We start from the raw sequence: 18935 nt of genomic DNA, 5'->3' as shown, positions 1-18935 counted from the left end.
GTCCGCCGTGTTGATCTCCTACGACTCCCCGGCCCAGCTTCCCGAGCTGGCGAGCCGGTTGGGAGCCCGATACGTGCCCTGCTCGGCTCTTCAGCTTGGAAGCAGCATCGCCGTCATCCGCCCAGGGGATGCCGCAGCACCACCGGCCAGCGGAAATACGACAGTGGAGTGCTACGCGCCCCTCAGGCGGGCTTGGGAGCCAGTCTCACCCCGAGCGGCCGGCGCAGGCGAGGGCCTGTACCGCCTGCGCCGCGACGGCCGGATGGCGTACCTGCTGCAGCGCGCCGGCGCCTGGTACCGGACCACGTACGCAGAGGGGATCCATCTTGTGCTTGCCGCGTGTGGCGCCCAGCCCCTGCGCTGGCGGCCCGAGCCTGGTAGGGAACAGGCAGGGGCATTTTTCGTAGACTATGGAGCACCGCTGCCACCCCTGCAAGCTGCTGCAGCCGCCCTGTGCACGGGCCTGCCGCCCCGCTTGACCGACCGCGCCGAAACGGTCGCCTTCGACAACGTGCCCCTCAGCCTGGCACGGCAGCTGGCAGGCTCGCTGGGGCACCGCCTGGAGGAACAATGACGGGACCCGCGAGCCTCGATGCGTTGGCGACCTTCGACGTCCTGCGCGATGCATTGTTTCGCTATTACGACACGCCGTTCGGGCTCAAAGACGAGCGGCTCGTGCGCGAGCGCAGGGCGCTTCTCGACCGCGATGGTGGCGCCTGGCGGCGGCCGCTCATTGAGATGCGGCCCGACTACGCCGTCGTTCCGCACGACATCGCAGCCTCCGCGACTGCCGCCGGTGCAGTGCCGGAGCTCGCGGCGTTCGCCGAGTGCGGCCTGATCCCGTCTGGCCGGCCGCTCTACCGGCATCAAGAGCAGGCGCTCCGCAGCGGCTTGACCGCTGGCCGGAACACCGTCGTGACGGCTGGAACCGGCTCGGGCAAAACGGAGGCCTTCGTGCTGCCGATCCTGGCCAGTCTGTTGAGCGAGTCGCGTGGCTGGTCCGGTACCCCGGCGCCGCACCGGCCGTGGTGGGAAACTCCTGGAGCGCCGTTCGTGCCACAGCGGCAGGGCGAGACCGGCCGGCCCGCGGCGGTACGCGCGCTCGTGATGTATCCGATGAATGCCCTCGTCGACGACCAGCTCGTCCGGCTTCGCCGCGCGCTGGACAGTAGCCCTGCCCGTGCCTGGCTGGACAGCCATCGCAACGGCCATCGCTTCTACTTCGGCCGCTACACAGGCCAGACACCGGTGACCGGAGCACCCGGCAACGCCGCCGCCTTGGAGGAGCTGCGCGAAGACCTGCTGCAGACGAGCCGGCGGGGCGCAGCCATCCGCCGCGAGAAGGACCGTGCCTTCATTCCGCAGTTGGACGGGGCGGAGATGCGCTCCCGGTGGGACATGCTCGACGCTCCGCCCGACATCTTGATCACCAACTACTCAATGCTCAACGTCATGTTGCTGCGTGAGCGTGACGCGGTGTTCTTCGACAGCACCCGGCGATGGCTGCAAGACGATCCCTCGGCGCGGTTCACGCTTGTCATCGACGAGCTACACACTTACCGCGGCACGGCCGGTACCGAGGTCGCCTACCTGTTGCGAAACCTCCGCCACCGGCTAGGGCTGTCGGACGAGCCCGAGCGGATCCGCGTCCTCGCCGCCTCCGCGTCACTGGATCCGGCTCGGGACGCGGGCTTCCTTGAAGAGTTCTTCGCACTTCCCCGAGACAGCTTTGACTTCGTGCCCGGCGAGCTCGTACGGCCGGCTGCCGCCCACATCAACCTGTCTCGCCACGCTTCGCGCCTCACGAGGCTGACTGGGCAGGAGGCGCCGAAGGAGTGCGCAGCCGTGCTGGCCGAGACTGGCGCCGGCGATGCCTTCGCCGCCGCATGCCTCTCGAGCCCAGATGGCACGCCCGCCGCCAGCCCGGTAGCTCAGGAAACGTCGCTGCTCGCACGACGGTTGTTCCCTGCCTGTGAACCAACCCAGCAGGACGAGGCGCTGCGCGGCCTGCTCGCCGGCCTGCGTGTAGCCGGCACACTGCCGGGCAGCAAGCTACCCCGTATCCGGGCACACCTGATGTTCCGCAACGTGCCGGGTATCTGGGCCTGCACCAACGCGGGCTGTACCGCAGTCGAAGTCGACGCCCAAGACGGGCGGACCGTCGGTCGGCTCTACGCCCAACCGGCCACCCGGTGTCACTGCGGCAGCCGCGTGCTGGAGCTGCTCTACTGCCAGACCTGCGGCGACGTCCTACTGGGCGGCTTCGCCCCTGAGGATGAATTGTCCAAGCGCTCCATCGACACGTTCCTCCTTGCCGACGTGCCCGACCTGTCGAAGCTGCCGGACCAGGTTGTCCTCAACCCGACGGCCGCCAACTACATCGTGTACTGGCCCCGCACCGGCTCGTTGGAGACCGACCGCCGTTGGACAGCTGACGGCGGCACGGTCACCTACGAATACCGGCGCAGTCACCTGGACTCGGCGACCGGGCGGCTGTCCAACGGCGAGCGCGGCTCCACCGGATGGAGCTTCCACATCAGCCTTGCAGGGTCGCGCCGCGGCATGGCGACGATCGGCGCTGACGGCCTGCAGCCGTTCCCGACCCGATGTCCTGCATGTGGGGATGACTGGGAGATCCGCCGCGACCGCAACGGTGCCCTGCCGCTGACCGACCGGCGCCGCCAGCGGTCCCCGATCCGCACCATGCGCACCGGCTTCGAAAAGATCAACCAGGTCCTCATCACGCAGATGGCCGGGCATCTACCGGCCGAAGAACGCAAGAGCATCATCTTCTCCGACAGCCGCCAGGATGCGGCGAAGCTGGCCGCAGGCATTGGGCTGCGCCACTACCAGGACCTGTTGCGGCTGCTGCTATATCGGCGAGTCACCCAGCCAACAGCAAGCGGTGGGGACCTCGAGCTCGCCCGAAGGCACTACCAGGAGGGGCCACGAGACGACGACACCTGGGCTGCAGTCGCCCGGCTTCGCCAGCGCAACGCCGCCAGCTTCCAGGCACTATGCGACATCTGGGAGAAAGCGCCCCACGCCGACCCGTCATCGGAACCAGCGCTGCGAAGCGACCTCGCCGGCCAGCCCAGCGTCGAAGACCTGGCACGGGATCTCGCCCGTGACCTGCTGGCCATGGGGATCAACCCCGGAGGCCCCAAGGCGTCGCTGCAAGCCGACGGGAACGACCAGCCGTGGACCACGCTCTACCAGTGGACCGGCCAGGAACCCGTCCAAGCCAGCAACTTGAGCGCCAACCAGCAGGCACTCCTCGACGACATCCAACAGGAACTGCGACAGGAGATGCTCGAAGGCCTCTTCTCCGGCGCTGGCCGCGACTTCGAATCTCTCGGCCTGGGCTGGCTCGCGCTGCGGGAAGACGCCGAGGACGTTGACCTACCCCCGGACAGCGCTCGCGCCGTCGCGCGGGCAAGCCTTCGTGTGCTCGCCCAGATGCGCCGGTTCACTGGCCTACGTGACGGCTCTACCCAGCCTCCGGCACGGCTGCGGAAGTTCTGGGAAGCGGCAGCCCGGGAACTCGGCAGCACCGCCGCAGCCCTCGAGCAACTCGTCCGCGCCAATTGGGGCGACGCGGTTGTCGAGTACGTCATCCGGCCAGAGCGGGTCACCCTGCGGCCACCAGGCAAGGGTGCGTGGCGATGCCAGTCATGCCGGCGGCAGCACCTGGGCCGCGGCATCAGCATCTGCACCGGCTGCCACCGTCGGCTACCTACCGACCCGGAACCGGTGTCACACGAGGACGACTACTACACATGGAAGGCAGCGAACGGGCAGGGCATGTTTCGCCTGGCGTGCGCCGAGCTGACGGGCCAGACCGGCAGGGTGGAGTCCCAGGCCCGCCAAGCCCGGTTCCAGGGCATCTTCCTTGGCGGCACGGGAGAACCTCCGCTGCCGTACGGGATCGACCTGCTGTCAGTCACTACCACCATGGAAGCCGGCGTTGACATTGGTGACCTGTCGGCCGTCGTCATGGCGAACATGCCGCCCACCCGGTTCAACTACCAGCAGCGGGTCGGCCGTGCAGGCCGGCGCGGCGCACCGGTTGCCGTTGCCCTCACTGTCTGCCGCGGGCGAAGCCACGACGAGTACTACTTCGACCGCCCTGACCTGATCACCAACGAGCCCACGCCGGCGCCGTACCTTGCGCTCGACCGGCCCGAGATCTTCCGGAGGGTCCTCGCTGCAGAGGTCCTGCGGATGGCGTTCGCGAGCCTGGGCGCGGCGCTCGTGGCCAGCCAGGTCCTGTCCGACCTCACAAACAATTCCCATGGCCAGTTCGGGCCGGCCGCCGACTGGCAGCGCGCCCGCCGGCACGTGGCGGGTTGGATCGAGCAGAACCGGCCCAGCGTCGGCGCTGCAGCCCGCGCCCTCGCTGCCCGCTGCCACGGTGAGGTGGCCGGGTTCGACACCGGCGCGTGGGTGCCGGCGCTGTTGGACCGCATCAGCGACGTCGCCAACCAGGACAGCGGGCACCCAGACCTGAGCCAACGGCTGGCCGAATCCGGCGTATTGCCGATGTTCGGCTTCCCGAGCCGGGTTCGCTATCTCCACCTGCGCAAGCCCACCCGGTCCTACCCATGGCCACCACCCGCCGTCATCGACCGCGACGTCGCCATCGCTGTGTCCCAGTTCGCCCCAATGAGCGAAGTTGTCCGCGACGGCTGGGTCTACCCGGCCGTCGGCATCTGCGCGTTCGACCCCGTGATGCCCCGCCCCCGCGCCGTCGCGGAACCGCTCGCCACACCGCGGTTCGTCGGCGTGTGCAAGACCTGCTCACATATAGAGCAGTTGGCGGCGCTGCCTGACCCTGCGAACGGCCCCGACACCTGCCCGCGGTGCGGCGCCCAGCACCCTGCTTACCAGCCGGCTGAACTACGGGAGCCGCTCGGCTTCCGCGCCGGGCGCCGCCGCGACTTCGACGGCAACTTCACGTGGTCGCCCCGCACGATGGCGGCGCGCGCCCACGCCACCCTTGCAGAACTCACGCACCACGAGGAGGGCGCTGCCGCCGCCTACAGCGGCCCCGGGACCCGCTACACCGTCAACGACAACGGCGGCCGCATGTTCACCCTCACGCCGGTGAACGGCAACTGGCTGGGATACCTTTCGCCAGAAGCGGTCAACGGAAACCTCGTCCGCAACGAGAATGCATCCGGCGACCAGATCCAGGTCGCCCTGGGCGCCGTACAGCCCACCGACTTCCTCTTCGCCGGCATTGCTCCCGGCTACCGGTTCCCCGGGCTGCGGCTCACGCTCGAGCAAGGGCTGCAGCAGCCAAGCGGCGCACCCGACGAAACAGCCGGACGGCGGGCCGCCTGGTACTCGTTGGCCTTCCTACTACGCGCCGCCGCCGCCAGCCATCTCGACATCCAGCCGCAAGAGCTGAGCGCGGGCATCTATACCGGCGCCGGCGACGATCGGCAACCCGTCACGTACGCCTTCCTCGCCGACACTCTCGAGAACGGCGCCGGCTTCAGCACCCACCTCGGGGCGCCAGGCACGCTTCCCCGCTTCCTTCACCACGTACAGCAGCGGCTCAACGAGTTCGAAGACCCGGGCCATGCCGCAGCCTGCACCGGCTCCTGCTACCGGTGCCTACGCGACTACTCCAACATGGCCTACCACTCCCTGCTCGACTGGCGCCTGGCGCGCGACCTGTTCGGCCTGCTTCGGGCACGCCCACTCGCCGCAGACGACGAGACAGAGCGACGGGCCGTCGCCGCGTGGGCGACAACATACCGTGCCCAGGTGCTCAACGACATGCCGGCGCCGACCGCAGTGTTCAGTCACCCCGCCCACGGCCGTATCGCGATCATCGCCAAGCATCCGTTGGAGGCCTACGACACAGAGTCCGCCAGCGACCGACTCGCCTACGCGGCCGCCGCTGCTCGTGACACTGTCACCGAACTCGACGCCATTGTCGCCGCCGACAGCTACGCACTCGACCGCGCACCCGGATACCTGATGGGTGCCCTAGCACGGATACCGAGTTAAGTACCTCGACTCGAAACCCCGGTGGAGGCCAGGCGTTCCGCGGTGGCCCTCGGCCGGGGGTGCGGGTTGGGTAGCGGTGGTTGAGCCGAAGCAGGTCGTGCGTTACTGCCGCTGCTAGGCGACAGGGCGGCAGTCCTCGGCAAGCTCGTCTACGCCCGCGGGCCCGGGCCGGACGCGCGTAATCACCATCTGCCCGTGGTCAGGGTCCTGCCCTGGTGCGCCGGGGCAGATCAGCCGTGTGGAATCACATGCCCGCACCGGGCGGCCGTTACCGTGACCTTCTCCCCCGAGTTCTGGTGCAGGCCGTGACCAGACGCACACCTACTGCCCGGGAGTGATTGCGCAAGGCGTGCCTCAACGCGCATCGGCTCTCGCTGCCGGCGCAGACTGCCCCTCCTGACATAGGGTACTGGGCGCTCATCTCTGCCAGTGCTGGCCGGCGTGTCCAGCCGCCTGTCGATTGCCATCGAGGCGAGGGCCTGCGCCGGCATGCAGCCGAGCCAGATGACGACTTGTCGAACGGGTGTAGGAGAGGATCAAATATGGCAGGCGCGTCATCCGGCGCGGCGGCCGCTCCTTGTGTGTGGCCAGGACCAGAATTGGGCCTGCAGTAACACCGCGGGTACGCGGCGTGACATGACAGGTCGAAGGGGGCTGCGTGGTCACGCAACTGGCACTGCCATTGCCTGGACTCGAAGCCGACATGGCGCCGTGCGCTCAAGTCGACTTCCTGCCCGTACAGCAGCCACGCGTACTGGACCTATTCGCTGGGGCTGGCGGCCTCTCCCAAGGGTTCCAGCAGGCCGGCTTCGAGATCGCGGGCGCCAGCGACATCGACCCGGACGCCTGCGCTACGTTCGCTCTCAACTTCCCAGATGCACAAGCCATTTGTGGTGATATCAGGCTACCTGAGGTGCGTGAACGCATCATCGAGGCAGGGCGAGGTGTCGACGTGGTCGTCGGAGGCCCGCCATGCCAAGCCTTCTCGCAAGTCCGGAACCACTCAAGAATCATCGACGACCCGCGCAACTCCTTGTACCGGGAGTTCGTCAAGACAGTTGGAGAGATCCGGCCGCTCGCATTCGTCATGGAGAACGTGCCGGGTATGGCCCAGATGGGCGTGCTGGAGCAAGTCAAAGAGGACCTCGAGCTTGGCGGCGTATACAATGTCCAGCCGAACCTGCTCGACGCCGCTGACTTCGGTGTTCCGCAGACCCGCAAGCGGCTGGTCTTCGTGGGCGTACGAAGCGACCTGGGCGAGACCCCGCCACTGTTCAAGGGAACTGAAGCGACTCTTCACCTCGCCCTCGTTCGTCAGGGCAAGGGTAAGTACGCTATCGAAACGCGTCGAGACGAAGTGCGCGCAGCCGCTCTACTGAAGGCTCTGGAAGACCCGGATAATCCCACCGTTGTCTCGGCTGGCCAGGCACTATCAGACCTCCGGCACCTGAAGGCGGGGCGACGCGAGGAGGCGATGCCCATCGGAGAAATGAAGGAAGCCGAATCGGCATACCAGCGCCTGATGCGGAAGCAGTTGGAGGACAAGATTTGGAACGTCAGTGTCCCTAGAATAAATTCGGACACGGTCACGCGACTAAAGGCGATTCCAGCAGGCGGCAACCACCGAGACCTCACCGAGGCCTTGACCGCTCGCTACATCAGTGGCGAGAAATGGGGACCGAGCACTGATAGTGGCAAGCTCGGGCGAGCACACTTCTATGCATATCGTCGCCTACACCCTGGCGTGTGGGCCTGGACGTTAAACACCAAGGCCGACTCGGCCTATCACTACCGGATGCCACGCGCCCTCAGCGTCAGGGAGTTCGCGCGCCTTCAGTCTTTCCCTGACCATTTCGTGTTTACTACAGACCCCCGGCGTGGGCCCCTCCCTGGGCGCATCGACGGCGGTCAGGCACACTCTCGCTACCGGCAGGTGGGCAATGCCGTGCCGCCGCTGCTAGCAGAGGCCATTGCACAAAGGGTGAGCACCCTTATCGGCACTTGGCGTGAGCAGGGTGGGAAGGCGGTGCCGCCGCCATCTTCCGAGAAGACGTCACATCCCGCTGCGGCCAGTGCCTAGCCATCATTGGGATACGACAGGCCGACCCAGCGCCCGAAGGGCATCGGCCACAGCCCGGGTAACGCCATCGAGGTCATCCTTGACCTCCGTATCCCAGATCCTCAAGACAGTCCAGCCTATGGCCGCGAGCGCGGCGTCGTTCCTTACATCTCTCTCCTGGTTTCGCGCGATCTTCTCTCGCCAGTACTGACTGGCCAGCTCCGGCTTGAAGTGATCCGGATGGCCGTGCCAGAAGACGCCGTCAACGAATATCGCCAGGCGCCAGCGCGTATAAGCGATGTCCGGCTTTCCTGGGAGGGACGTGAGGTGGATTCGATAGCCGGTCGCACCTGCGCTTCGCAATGCCTGCCGGAGCATCAACTCCGGCTTGGTGTTCTTGGACCGGATGGCAGCCATCACGCGTGAGCGCCCCTGTTTCGACAAATGGTCAGGCATAGCTCCGTACGTTCCGTTCGGGTCGCCTACACTCAACCAAGCGGAACAGGCGACTAGGCGCCTGGACGCACGGGTTGACTACCCAACAACTATTGCACAACTTGCGCCACCTGCTACACGTGCGACAGGACGGCTCGGCCTGTTCGTGCGGGACACCGAAGCATGGACATATCCAGTACTCTCGGCGAGTGGTTGTAGATCAGTTGGCCATACCGGGGCTGGGTGATGCACCCGAGGGCTCGACTAGTGAGGCCAGTGCCCGCGCCTTCGGCGAGGAGAACCGCGCCCGGCTACTGGACCGGTACTTCTCCAGCGCCGAGGCAGTGAGCCCGGAGAACGCCTGGCGACACGTCTACCGTCTGCTGCTCTGGATCGACCGCACCACCGGGCTAGCCCACTGCTACGAGAGCGACAAGTGCCAGCCCGGCCGCCCCTGGTACGCACGCAGCCTCGCCTTCCATGTCTGGTCAGCAGAGGCGCTGGGGGTCGGGCCAGGCGAGCTGGACAAGCACATCGACTATCTCTTCCGGCACGCCACCGCTGACCTTGCGCATGTCGCCGCCCGGAATCGCGCGCGCTTGCTGGATACCGTCTCCGGCCAGCGCCGGCCCTATGAGGGCATGGGCTTGCCCGAACCGGGCGAGGACCCCGAGCTGGAGTCGATCATCACCGAAGTGCTTGCTCCGTTCCTCGCGCAGCGGCCGTCAGTAGCCGCCCTCAGGACTCTGGCGGAGAGGATCTATGCTCACGTTGGCCTAGAAAACAAGCGGAAAAACCTGGTCGGCGAAGGCTTCGAAGACACCGTAAGCGGACTCTTGAGCCGCATCCCGGCCATCGCCGACACCCACACCATTCGCGTCCGCCCGCTGCTACACCAAGTTCCGGGGTTCCGAAGGCCAAGGGCCAACAGCAAGCCCCGGCAGGTGGATCTTGCGCTCGTTCACGAAGCCACCGGCAGGCGGACGCTCGTCTCCTGCAAGTGGAGTGTGAGAAGCGACCGGGAGGAGCAGTTCGTCAGCGACTTCCGAGACTATGCCGAGCTTGAGGAGGCTGGCGAGGACTTCGACTACGTGCTCATCACCAATGAGTTCGACCCTGCTCGGCTTGCTGCGGCCTGCGAGGTTCGCCGCCAGAACAGCCCGCTGTTCTCCGCCGTCGTCCACGTCAACCCGGCTGGCCCGCACGCCGCCTATGGAGCACCCGTTCCACCTCGCGGCAAGGGTATCGGCCGGGCGCTAGGGCACATCGAGTCGGGACGCCTCGTCGGCCTGGACGGCTGGCTGACGGAGGTAGCCGGTCGATAGCCTCGTCAGCTGTCAACAAGTGGGCGTCCGCTGCCCTCCTTATTCAGCATTCGACACGATCGACATGCCGCAAGGACTCGGCTCCATCCCCATCGAGCATGTAGTCGGCGGACACCTGCGGCAGGTCTCCGCCCTTTAAGAACCGATGCGGCAGGCCCCTCTTCACATATCCATAATCGCCGTTATTGCTACTCGTTGCGGTAGCATCACTCCGGTCAGCAGACAAACGTCAAAGCTGCCGCCACCATCCCGCTGGTGATTCTTGTGGCGCTTAGGCATATCTCCGCACGTCCGCTTACGCCGGCGTCCTCCACTAGCTTGATGGCTGCCCCGCGTGGCCGAGGTCTTCAGGCCCCCTGCAGCTGGCGCCGGTGCCGGCGGCCGTACTTTGCGTCATCTCAGACGGCAGGTCCGGCGCACGACGGCCACCCGGTCGCCGGGTATCCCTTTGCCGTCGCGCGGCTCGCCACGTGGATGCACGTCGTTGTCCTCGACCTGTGACGAAGCGTCGGGCGCGACGTACGGCCGGCATTTCGGCTCGTGCAGCCGGATGTTGACAAGGAACACGCCCTGACGGTTCCGGTCGGCCGGCTGCTGGCGAACGCCGGTGGTCGGGCCGTCATTCCTCATACTGATCTTGCTGCTGGTGTCGGCCCTCGACTCGGATCATGCGGATCAGTCAGAAGCGCCGCGAGCTGATGAGGCATGAGGAATGTAACCCGGGGCTGCCGTGCGTGCGCTGCGGGTTCCACCCGACGCGTGATCATCAGCGGGATCACCCGCCAGCTGCCGCTGTCGGTGATACCGCAGGCATGCGCTGCCAGGGCAGCGTGTTGCGCGATCTGCTCCGCCTTGGCGAGCAGTTTGGTGACGTACCCGCCGGACCGGAGGAAGCGGCGCACATGGGCGCGCATCGTGGTCGCGCTGAAGGGCGCAATTGGATCTTTAATCTCGCAGACCCAGAGGCGGCGGGTGGTTGGGTCTGCGATGAGCAGATCGATTTCGCCGACTGGGTTCGGAAAACCGACCTGTTTGAGTTCGCGCTGGCTGAATCGGAACCGGTGCGCGAGGTTGAGTTCGGTGACGACCGTGCGGACTTGCCCTTCGAGTCCGTTGTTTGATGCCTTGCGGTGCTCCGTCATCGCGTTGACTACCTGGGCAGGAAGGGACTGCGCTGGGTGCGGCAGGCGTGAGCTGTCGAGGTAAGCGCCGTAAAGCTGCTGGGACGCGATGAGGACCCACGGCAAGATCCAAACCTGGCCATCGACGATCGGGAGTGGGCGAAGCGCCAGGCGGTGGCTGCGACGTTCGACCTCGAGGTAGGTGGAGTCACCGGCAACCGGGAGGTGGTCCGGGGTCAGGGTCAGGACGTCGAGGGCTGCGCGGATCTCCGATTCGGGCAAGTGTGACCAGGCGACGACTTCGGCGATGAGATTGTCAGGATCTGTGGCGGCGATTCCGTCTGTGGTGGTCGGCCAGTCTGCGGCCACGCCGAGTATCGCGGCGATACCGTTCAGTCCGGTGCCCCAGAAGGTGGTGAGGTGGTCGTCAACCGCCTGGAGCGACGGCTCGAGAGCGTCGCGAAGGGGGCGGTAATCGTTCGGAACCCGGGACTTGCTGGTGAAGGGTGAGCGCGGTGCCGTGGGCTCGGTCGTCACCGGGCCAATCGCCGACGCGCGTGCGGCCATGGTGATCTGCGTGTCCCGCAGTGCTCGGTGGTATGCCGCGACGTCGATACCGAGCAGCTGCGAATCGGTGTCTTCGTCGACGTCGGAGGGTTGCGTATGCGCGGCTGAGTCGACCACGATCTGTCCACCGCGGTGGATGTCGACGCGCAGACCGTGCAGGTCGTTGCGGAATCCGTGATCCTGCCCAGCGGTGACGAGCAGCAGCTCGGCGAGGGCGGCCAGCTCGGCGATCAGTAGGGCGTCGACCTGCTGGGCGCCGGCTGGTGGTGTGGCAAGCGCGAACTCGAACAGAAGCTGGGTGGCGCGGACGGCGACCGCCCGATCGTCGTCCCTGGCGAACTTGTGCCAGTTGTCCGCCCAAGGGCCAGTCAACGCGTGGGCGAGTTGTTGACTGCGCCGGTTGTAGGTGGCGTGCGTTGCGTTGAGCCGGATGGCGAGTTGCCACAGCAGGCTGCGCTGGCTGCGGCTGAGCCGGTCGTGCAGCGCCTGTTCGATGGCGGGAATGAGGTGATCCTGACAGACCTCGTGGGCTGCCTCGTCAACGAACGTACCTCGCAGGCCGCGCTGGCGGACGAGGTCGAAGACGGCGTGCAGCACCCGGGCACGCACCGCTGGGGTGCGTGGCAGGGTGTCGACGGGCGTTGTATGGGGGACGCTTTCGAGGTTGGCCGTGAACAGGATCGCGGGGTCGAGGGTCCGCCAGGCCTGCTGGAAGATCTCGACCGCAGCTCCGGCTCCTTGGCCGCGCTCGATGCGGATTCTCCGCACCGTCTCGTGCAGAGCCAAGCCGAGAATGTCGTGTCCGGCCAGGCCGTCACCGATGAATTGCTCCAGCACGTCGGGTCCGATCCCCACCTCGATCAGTGCGCGTTCGGCGTTGGTGGCGACCCGGACCCGGCAGTGGTCCACGTCGGGCGGGTCGGGTTCGCCGAGGAGCCGGATGATGATCGTGAGTGGCGTCCCCTCGGCTAGCTTGAAGTGGTCACTGACGGCGGGGTGCCCCGCGAGGCCGGTCCGCAGTCCGTCCGCTATCCCGACGAGCGTGTCGATGTCGAGGCCGAGCCCGTCAACGTCGGACGGATGAAGGAGGATCATGACGGGCGGGTCGACGTTGACCAGGCCGATGAGCCCGTCGGCCAGAGCGAAAAGGTCGGCCCCGGTGCCCGGCACGAGACGGGTGATCGGCCAGTCCAGGTGCTCAGGCATATTCGTGGCGGTCAGAATCGCGTCGACCGGTTCCCACGCCACGGCCCTGTCCCATGTGAAATCCCGCTCGGCGGGGGCCACCTGCAGAACTGCGGCATCTTCATCCGGTTCGGCGGGCCCGAGTCTGCCCCAGTCCCGCCAGGCAGCCCACACGTCAAGCACATCAAGGAACACCACCGCCTCGTAGCCCGTGTGGCGGCCCAAGTCTTCGAGGAACAATTCAACGGTGCTCCAGTCGCCGTCGGCGTCGGCGAGGATCTCGACGAACTCCTCCAGATGCAGCAGAAGAACGTCTTGAACGACCTGGAACCCGACGACCAACGGGCCGCCGAACAGGATGACCTTAATCGGGTCGGTTTTGGTGTACGGTCCGCGCCCTACCCCACCCGGGGACTCGCCGAGCTTGGAAGTCGCTGCGGCGATGGCGTCCTTTAGCCCTCGATGGGTCAGTGCGCTGACAACCATCATCACCGTTCGAGGGCCGACAATGATGGGGGCCTCGTCGACTGGCAGGGCAGCCGCACGGTCCACGACCCGCTTGGAGAAGACCGCTTCGGCATGCGCCACCGTCACGGCCTGCATCCGGTGGTCGGTGGCGCTCCGCCCGCCGACACGGCGCAGTATCACCGCCGTGGCAGCGGCCAAGGCGCTTAGCGTCAGGCATGCCGGAACCCCGATCGGCCGTTCACCGACGACCCTTAGCACCGCCCCGAAAACCGGGGCGGATGGCGCGTGGCGGACGGAGACTCGTCGGGCGTCGGAGGTCAACCATGCCAATGCCGCTGCCGCCCGTTCCGGGCGCTCGCAGAGGCCCGTCACCTCGTCGGTCCCTCGAGCCTGCAGTGCGGCAACGGCTGCAACCTCGGCGCCGGTGACCGTCGCCGCCTGGCCTGCCTCAAGGTCGGTATCGGCCGTAGGCCACAGTGGTGCCAGCCGCGTGACGGTGCGATGCCCGTGAGCCAGGGTCACCTCGATGAGGTCGGTGAGAGTGAAGCCGACAGCCCGTAGGACCTCGTTGTCCACGGCGCGCGCGACGGCGACGATCCGTCGCAGCAGCATCAGCGGGTGTTCGAAATCTCCCGGGTGGACGCGCCACCGCTGCCGCCCGAGCGTGAAGCCGACGAGCTGGCGCGGATCATTCGGCCATCGCGAGGCAGCAACGGGCCGCCCAGGCGCGGCGTAGGCCGCTGCGGCAGCCAAACCTGCCAGGGACGCCGCGGTCGCCGTTGTTGCGCCGTGTGGCGGTCGGCGCATGGCGCGTATCCACACCAGGGACAGGTGGTACTCCCACGGAGCTGACATCGGCGCATCCATCGCGGCGCCCAGCAGCGCGACCGCCGAGTCGGCAGTGAACGGAGCCAACGCTCGGTCGATGACCGTCCAACGCACCGATCCGCCTCTTCTCGCGGGCGCCACCTCTTCCCTATCCTCCCCGGCGTGCTCCATGCCGACATCCTGGCCGGACCCATCAGTTCCCTCGACACATTTCTTGCACAGCGCCAACGGCGTGTCCGACTACGCCCGGAGACCCGGGCACGGCCGGGACGCCTCGATCACGGCCACGGCCTACCTAATGGGACGTACCCAGTAATGTTGAGGCTGGCCGCTACCGGCGAATGAAACAGGATCGGGAGAGGGTCTGCAGCGGTCGCCGCGGGCGAGGCTGCTCCAAGACCGCGCCTATGCCGTTCCCTGGCACGAACGGCCCGTGCTTCTCGGCCAGCCTGGCTCCCGAGCCCGTCGCCACCCCGCAAATTGGGCAGGGACGGTCAAGCACCAAGCCAGTAGAGCGCTAGATCCACCTCCCGAGCTGAGTGACTTTCAGCCCGCAGCTCGAGGAGTTCGGCGCGGCACTGCTCTATACGCTCCATGTAGCGCCCGTATCGGCCGGGGCCGTCGCTCAGGGGAAGACCGACCTTGTTCAGTCCCTTGCGGGCGCGCCTGTCGTATACGGCCATGCGATCGGGCGCGGCCGCCAGGAGCAGCGTCGACGGGAGGGCGTCACCGGTTCTCATCCCAGGCAGCGGGGAGAGGGCGGTCCTTGCGGCTGCCGCCGCCTCGGGCGTTGGCAAGTCCTCGTCACGAGCCGCTCGAACGGCAGCGCTGGTGACGGCTCGCACCTCGACTTCCGACATCCTGAGGAGCTTCAGGCCCCAGTTCCCCCGTGGGATGCGCTTCCATAGGTAGAGCGCTCCGATGTCGAGCTTGCCCAGGTTGCCGTCCCGCTCAACCCGCTCGATGACTTCATATAGCGGTTCGTCGTAGCAGTCAGGGACGGCGGATCGGTATCCCAATAGTGCAGTGAGGATCATCTCGCACCGTTGCGCTGGCGCCATAGGGCATGGCTGGTTCGGGTGGTCCGGCGTGTCTGTGGCAGTCATTGCGGTCACCGTACGGACGGTTTGCCAGCGAGGCCTCCCCCTGTTGGTCGAGTACAACGGGACCGGCGGCCAAGCTTTGCTTCACCTGCGCTCGGGCTGTGGAGGATTGAGTGCGGGTCGGCTACCCTGCCATTACCCGGAGGGGGCCATACGTGGAAGTGAAGCTCAAGCTCGACGACGTTTCCATCACGCTCGGGAACAAGGGCATAGTTTTGAAGATCGCCGACAATCAGGGTAAGCATGTCGGCGATCTACGGATTGGAAAGGCAACCGTCGAGTGGATGAAGGGGCGCACTCGTGATGGTAATGGAGTGAAGATCAGACCCGATGACTTGATCAGCCTTATCGAAGACTGCGAGTGAGCTGCACGGTAGCTCTATAGGCGGACGCGGCCGGCTGAAGTGGCTCAAGATGGCGTGGAGGGAGTGAAATGAGTCTCGAGGGACACCCCGGTTTTCTTGGGCTTACCTCCAGAGGTGTCGTGCTGATCCATGCAGATTGGCCGGCATACCCGCTAGAACACGGCTGGGAGATTGCCGTGATCAGCCTTGGCAGCTTTCCGCCCGGTACCGATTTCAAGCGCGTTGACGACATCGACCAATGTTCACTGCTGCTAGCGGAGGGATATGGAGACTATCGGGACCCTTTCGACGAACGAGCCTTTCATGTAGCGATTTGGCATGAGGACCTGCTCGAGGCGTGCGACCTTGGCTTAGTGGAGGGCGTGGAGCGACTTACACACCGCCAATACGAGACACGAAAGCGCGAGGAGTTGAGAACGAGGATCCTGCGAGACATCGAGCGGAGGGGCGGGGAGGCGCCCCCAGGTGACATCCTCGAATCTCTCTACGCGGAGATCGACGGCCAGAGGGTTTCCCTGGGACTTCCATCGATCGACGACTATGACGACGGCGAGGACGATACTACTCCCTATCGACCTTGGTTGGGTATCGACGGCCTGGGAGTGGTGCGTCTAACCACTCAAGGCTGGAATCGGCTGGACGAATTATGGGCCGATGCCCTAGACATCCCCCAAAGCGCCCGTTCCCGAGTCGACCCCCTAGTTCAAAGCGGATTGTACGATTCCGCGCTACGCGAACTCGGCGTTCTCATCGAATCCCGAGTGCGGGAGTTGGCCTCGTCCCAGCTCCACGGGTCCAAACTCATCGATCTATTCATAAGACGTCTTGCCGACTCGAACCGTTTCCATAACGCAGGTTTGAAGATCCTACGAAGCGAGCTTAGGACGGCCTTCAAATTTGTGCGGAACGAGTTTGCCCACAATGTTGTAGACCTTCCAAGGCCTCGAGCCTATGCGCTGCTGGGCCGCATGAGTCACGTGCTGATGGAGGTTGAGGGGATCGGTGCAGAGCTGCATCCTCGATGAATCGTGAAGACGAATGCATCGATGCGCGCGCATGACACTATCGCCGAACTCATTAAGCACCGCTGGCTGGGGCCGACCTGGAGTACCGGCAATCCGCCTCGCGAGGAGAGCGACCAGGCCCTAGGTGTCGGCAACGCGACAGAATGCCGGGCGGTGGGCGGGCAGCGGGTAGACGGCGGTGGACAGCATGATCTGCGAATGCGTACCCAGTTCAGCCTCATTATCTGCGCCATCGCAGCTGCCCTCGGCTTGACCGCCTGCGCCACCGGCACTGACACCGGTGGCACAACGCCAACGGCTCCTGGCGCTGCGGCCAGCAACACCGCCGTTCAACGTCCGCAGCCAGCGGCCGCCGCGAAGCTTGACGCCAAGGCAGTGCTCGCGAAGCTGACCGCCGCGAAAATCGGACTCACGCACGGCGCCGTTCAGGACGAAGACACCGACCCGAACAACCTGCTCGGACGGCCCAACGGCTACACCTCACGGGCATCAGCCGACCTACCCGGCGGCGACAACACCAGCGACAAGTACAGCATCAACCGCGGCCTCGTGATCGAGGTCTTCCCCTCCGCAGACGACGCAGATCGGCGCGCCACGTACATCCAGGGACTGCTCAAGAACGCCCCAATCCTCGGCACCGAATACCACTACCGGACCGGTGACGGCACTGTGTTGGTCCGAGTCACAGGTCAGGTGAAGCCGACAGCTGCCAAAAAGATTGAGCAAGCGGTCAACCAACTATGATGCCGCCGGCCGGAGACCAACCCCCGGGACGAGTCTCAGAGGATGAGGAACATGGTGCATGTACCGTCGCTGCCCCAATGGCGGCGGATCAAGCTGGCCGAGCTGTCCGGGGTGGCTGGCCGGTACGGCATCGGCGCCAGCAGGGACCGCCCGCAGGAAGAGGCGATCGCGGCCGTCCGCGCGGTGACGACCGACCCGCAGCTGCTCGGCATCCAGGCCGGCGTCGCACTCTCGGACCCGCACGGCATCAGCGGGCCCATCGTTCGATTGCTGGAGGCTTCCGGCGCTGACATGACGGTCGCCGAGCTGCACGCGGCCGAGGTGCGCGCGAGGCTCGAGGGCGGCAGGGTCTATTGACCTTGTTCCGCATCTGCTGGCTGGTACGCGGGGCCACCCACCGCCGTTACCGATGCAAGCACGAGTTCCCGCGCTCGGCGGGTCATTCGCAGCGGTCTTCGGCGCCTCGCCCGCACGGCTCGCAGCAGTCCGGGCGGTGCCGGTAGATCCGCAAGTCACGGCCGTGCCGGTGGCGGTACTCCGGCGTGATCTCGTACAGGCAGGCCTGCCATACGACGGTTTCCCCGCCGCTGGGCACCACCTTCCCGTCACCCGGCCCGCCGCGCAGCAGCACCTCCACGCTCCGACGGTACGTGCACCCTGAGTGCGCGACGCTGGGTACGAGACGCTGCCGCCCAAGCGGGTGGCGCTGCGGGCCGGAGGCCGTCTCCCCGGCCGGATGCATCGCCCAGAGGACCGCCCACCGGTAGCTGCGGCCGAACGCTCTCCACCTGCACGCGGCGCCCGGCCTAGCGTTAACCGTGCTACGACCGTCCGCTGGCGCATTTGTTGTCGCGGATCTTCGCCCGAGGCGGCCCGGGTCTCTCCCACGATGACGTGGGGGTGGGCGGAGGATGAGCGGCACGTGCGGGCGGCATGGTGAGGACTGGACGTGACTCCCGCCCGGGCACGGGCGAGTGCCGCAGCGGAACCGGTGCTGCGTCGGCCGGTCGCGCCGATGCTCGCGGCGCCGGTTTGACGTGGTGCCCGAGGGCCCGGATCTGGTGCACGAGCCCAAGTGGGACGGGTGGCGGGCGATCGCCGTCCGCGAGACCGACGGGGTGTACGTGCAGTCGCGGGCTGGCCGGAACCTGACCACCTACTTCCCGGACATCACGCGGGCGATTGGGCAGCCACCCCGCCCGGGATGGTGGTCGACGGTGAGCTGATCGTCTGGGAGCGAGGCCGCACCAAACTTCGCGTTGCTGCAGCCCCGTATCGCCGCCGGCCGCGCCCTCCTGCGCGTGGCGCGGGAGTGCCCCGCCTATGACGTGCTGTTCGACCTGCTCGCGGACGCCGCCGGCCAGGTGGTCCTGGACCTGCCGCTGGGGGCAGCGGCGCGCCCGACTGGAGCAGTTGCTTGCCGGTGCGCCGTCGCAGCTCACCGTGACACCGCAGACGGCTGACTTGCGGCAGGTGGGGGAATGGTTGATCCACTGGACTGTCGCGGCGGGTATCGAAGGCGTGGTGAGTAGGCGCTTGGCCGGCCGGTACGAGCCTGGGCGGCGCGGCTGGTCGGAGTTCCGAACCCGGATCACCACGTAGGCCATCGTCGGCGGGGTCACCGGCAGCCTCAGCCGACTGGAGACAGTGCTGCTGGGCCCTTTCGATCGAAAGGGGCGCCTGCGGTAC

13 protein-coding genes are annotated in these 18935 nt (G+C 66.6%); 8 read left to right on the top strand and 5 right to left on the bottom strand.

The features are described from left to right. Positions 1 to 597 precede the first annotated feature (597 nt). Positions 598 to 6021 (top strand): DEAD/DEAH box helicase, encoded by a 5424-nt coding sequence (locus ACN26Y_RS28790; RefSeq protein ID WP_422733921.1) that lies wholly within the window; start codon positions 598 to 600, stop codon positions 6019 to 6021. A 658-nt stretch (positions 6022 to 6679) separates the two neighbouring features. Further along, on the top strand, positions 6680 to 8101 hold the full coding sequence (locus tag ACN26Y_RS28785; protein WP_422733920.1) for a DNA cytosine methyltransferase: 1422 nt from the start codon (positions 6680 to 6682) through the stop codon (positions 8099 to 8101). 3 nt (positions 8102 to 8104) lie between these two features. On the opposite strand, the gene ACN26Y_RS28780 is transcribed toward ACN26Y_RS28785, so the two are convergent. Continuing rightward, positions 8105 to 8536 (bottom strand): very short patch repair endonuclease, encoded by a 432-nt coding sequence (locus tag ACN26Y_RS28780; RefSeq protein WP_422733919.1) that lies wholly within the window; start codon positions 8534 to 8536, stop codon positions 8105 to 8107. Positions 8537 to 8724: 188 nt separating this feature from the next. On the opposite strand from ACN26Y_RS28780, the gene ACN26Y_RS28775 reads away from it, so the two are divergent. After that, entirely contained in the window at positions 8725 to 9840 is a 1116-nt protein-coding gene (locus tag ACN26Y_RS28775; protein ID WP_422733918.1) for a hypothetical protein, read from the top strand. A gap of 393 nt (positions 9841 to 10233) precedes the next feature. Here the strand turns inward: ACN26Y_RS28775 and ACN26Y_RS28770 are convergent, their stop codons facing one another. From ACN26Y_RS28770 to ACN26Y_RS28760, 3 genes are all read right to left on the bottom strand, one after another. Next, positions 10234 to 10470, bottom strand: a complete 237-nt coding sequence (locus ACN26Y_RS28770) for a hypothetical protein (protein ID WP_422733917.1) — start codon at positions 10468 to 10470, stop codon at positions 10234 to 10236. Further along, a complete protein-coding gene (locus tag ACN26Y_RS28765; RefSeq protein ID WP_422733916.1) occupies positions 10467 to 14180 on the bottom strand; it encodes a hypothetical protein in 3714 nt (1237 codons plus the stop codon). Before ACN26Y_RS28765 ends, ACN26Y_RS28770 begins: the two co-directional genes overlap by 4 nt. Before the next feature lie 323 nt (positions 14181 to 14503). Then, positions 14504 to 15046 carry a hypothetical protein gene (locus ACN26Y_RS28760; RefSeq protein ID WP_422733915.1) on the bottom strand — a complete coding sequence of 181 codons (543 nt, stop codon included), beginning with the start codon at positions 15044 to 15046 and terminating at the stop codon, positions 14504 to 14506. A gap of 221 nt (positions 15047 to 15267) precedes the next feature. On the opposite strand from ACN26Y_RS28760, the gene ACN26Y_RS28755 reads away from it, so the two are divergent. From ACN26Y_RS28755 to ACN26Y_RS28740, 4 genes are all read left to right on the top strand, one after another. Beyond that, the gene (locus ACN26Y_RS28755) at positions 15268 to 15477 is read left to right on the top strand and encodes a hypothetical protein (protein ID WP_422733914.1); all 210 of its coding nucleotides are present in this window, start codon (positions 15268 to 15270) and stop codon (positions 15475 to 15477) included. Between the two features lie 68 nt (positions 15478 to 15545). Then, positions 15546 to 16502: a hypothetical protein gene (locus tag ACN26Y_RS28750; protein ID WP_422733913.1), complete on the top strand. Its 957-nt coding sequence runs from the start codon at positions 15546 to 15548 to the stop codon at positions 16500 to 16502. 3 nt (positions 16503 to 16505) lie between these two features. Further along, the gene (locus tag ACN26Y_RS28745; RefSeq protein ID WP_422733912.1) at positions 16506 to 17246 is read left to right on the top strand and encodes a hypothetical protein; all 741 of its coding nucleotides are present in this window, start codon (positions 16506 to 16508) and stop codon (positions 17244 to 17246) included. A gap of 51 nt (positions 17247 to 17297) precedes the next feature. Next, the gene (locus ACN26Y_RS28740; protein ID WP_422734982.1) at positions 17298 to 17603 is read left to right on the top strand and encodes a hypothetical protein; all 306 of its coding nucleotides are present in this window, start codon (positions 17298 to 17300) and stop codon (positions 17601 to 17603) included. Positions 17604 to 17685: 82 nt separating this feature from the next. Here ACN26Y_RS28740 and ACN26Y_RS28735 read toward each other — a convergent pair whose 3' ends face one another. Next, entirely contained in the window at positions 17686 to 17883 is a 198-nt protein-coding gene (locus tag ACN26Y_RS28735) for a hypothetical protein (protein ID WP_422733911.1), read from the bottom strand. Positions 17884 to 18286: 403 nt separating this feature from the next. Between ACN26Y_RS28735 and ACN26Y_RS28730 the strand changes: the two genes are divergently transcribed. After that, positions 18287 to 18472 carry a hypothetical protein gene (locus ACN26Y_RS28730; protein ID WP_422733910.1) on the top strand — a complete coding sequence of 62 codons (186 nt, stop codon included), beginning with the start codon at positions 18287 to 18289 and terminating at the stop codon, positions 18470 to 18472. Positions 18473 to 18935 lie beyond the last annotated feature (463 nt).

It is taken from the genome of Micromonospora sp. WMMD558 (genome assembly GCF_049315255.1).
Classification (GTDB): Bacteria; Actinomycetota; Actinomycetes; order Mycobacteriales; family Micromonosporaceae; genus Micromonospora.
Note: the sequence above shows the minus strand (reverse complement) of the source record. Positions and strands in the feature narration are given on the sequence as shown.

Bases quoted from the DNA above. Each gene is read 5' to 3' on its own strand.
- ACN26Y_RS28780 (WP_422733919.1), bottom strand. From the start codon at position 8,536: ATGCCTGACCATTTGTCGAAACAGGGGCGCTCACGCGTGATGGCTGCC.
- ACN26Y_RS28770 (WP_422733917.1), bottom strand. From the start codon at position 10,470: ATGAGGAATGACGGCCCGACCACCGGCGTTCGCCAGCAGCCGGCCGAC.
- ACN26Y_RS28765 (WP_422733916.1), bottom strand. From the start codon at position 14,180: ATGGAGCACGCCGGGGAGGATAGGGAAGAGGTGGCGCCCGCGAGAAGA.
- ACN26Y_RS28760 (WP_422733915.1), bottom strand. From the start codon at position 15,046: ATGATCCTCACTGCACTATTGGGATACCGATCCGCCGTCCCTGACTGC.
- ACN26Y_RS28750 (WP_422733913.1), top strand. From the start codon at position 15,546: ATGAGTCTCGAGGGACACCCCGGTTTTCTTGGGCTTACCTCCAGAGGT.
- ACN26Y_RS28740 (WP_422734982.1), top strand. From the start codon at position 17,298: ATGGTGCATGTACCGTCGCTGCCCCAATGGCGGCGGATCAAGCTGGCC.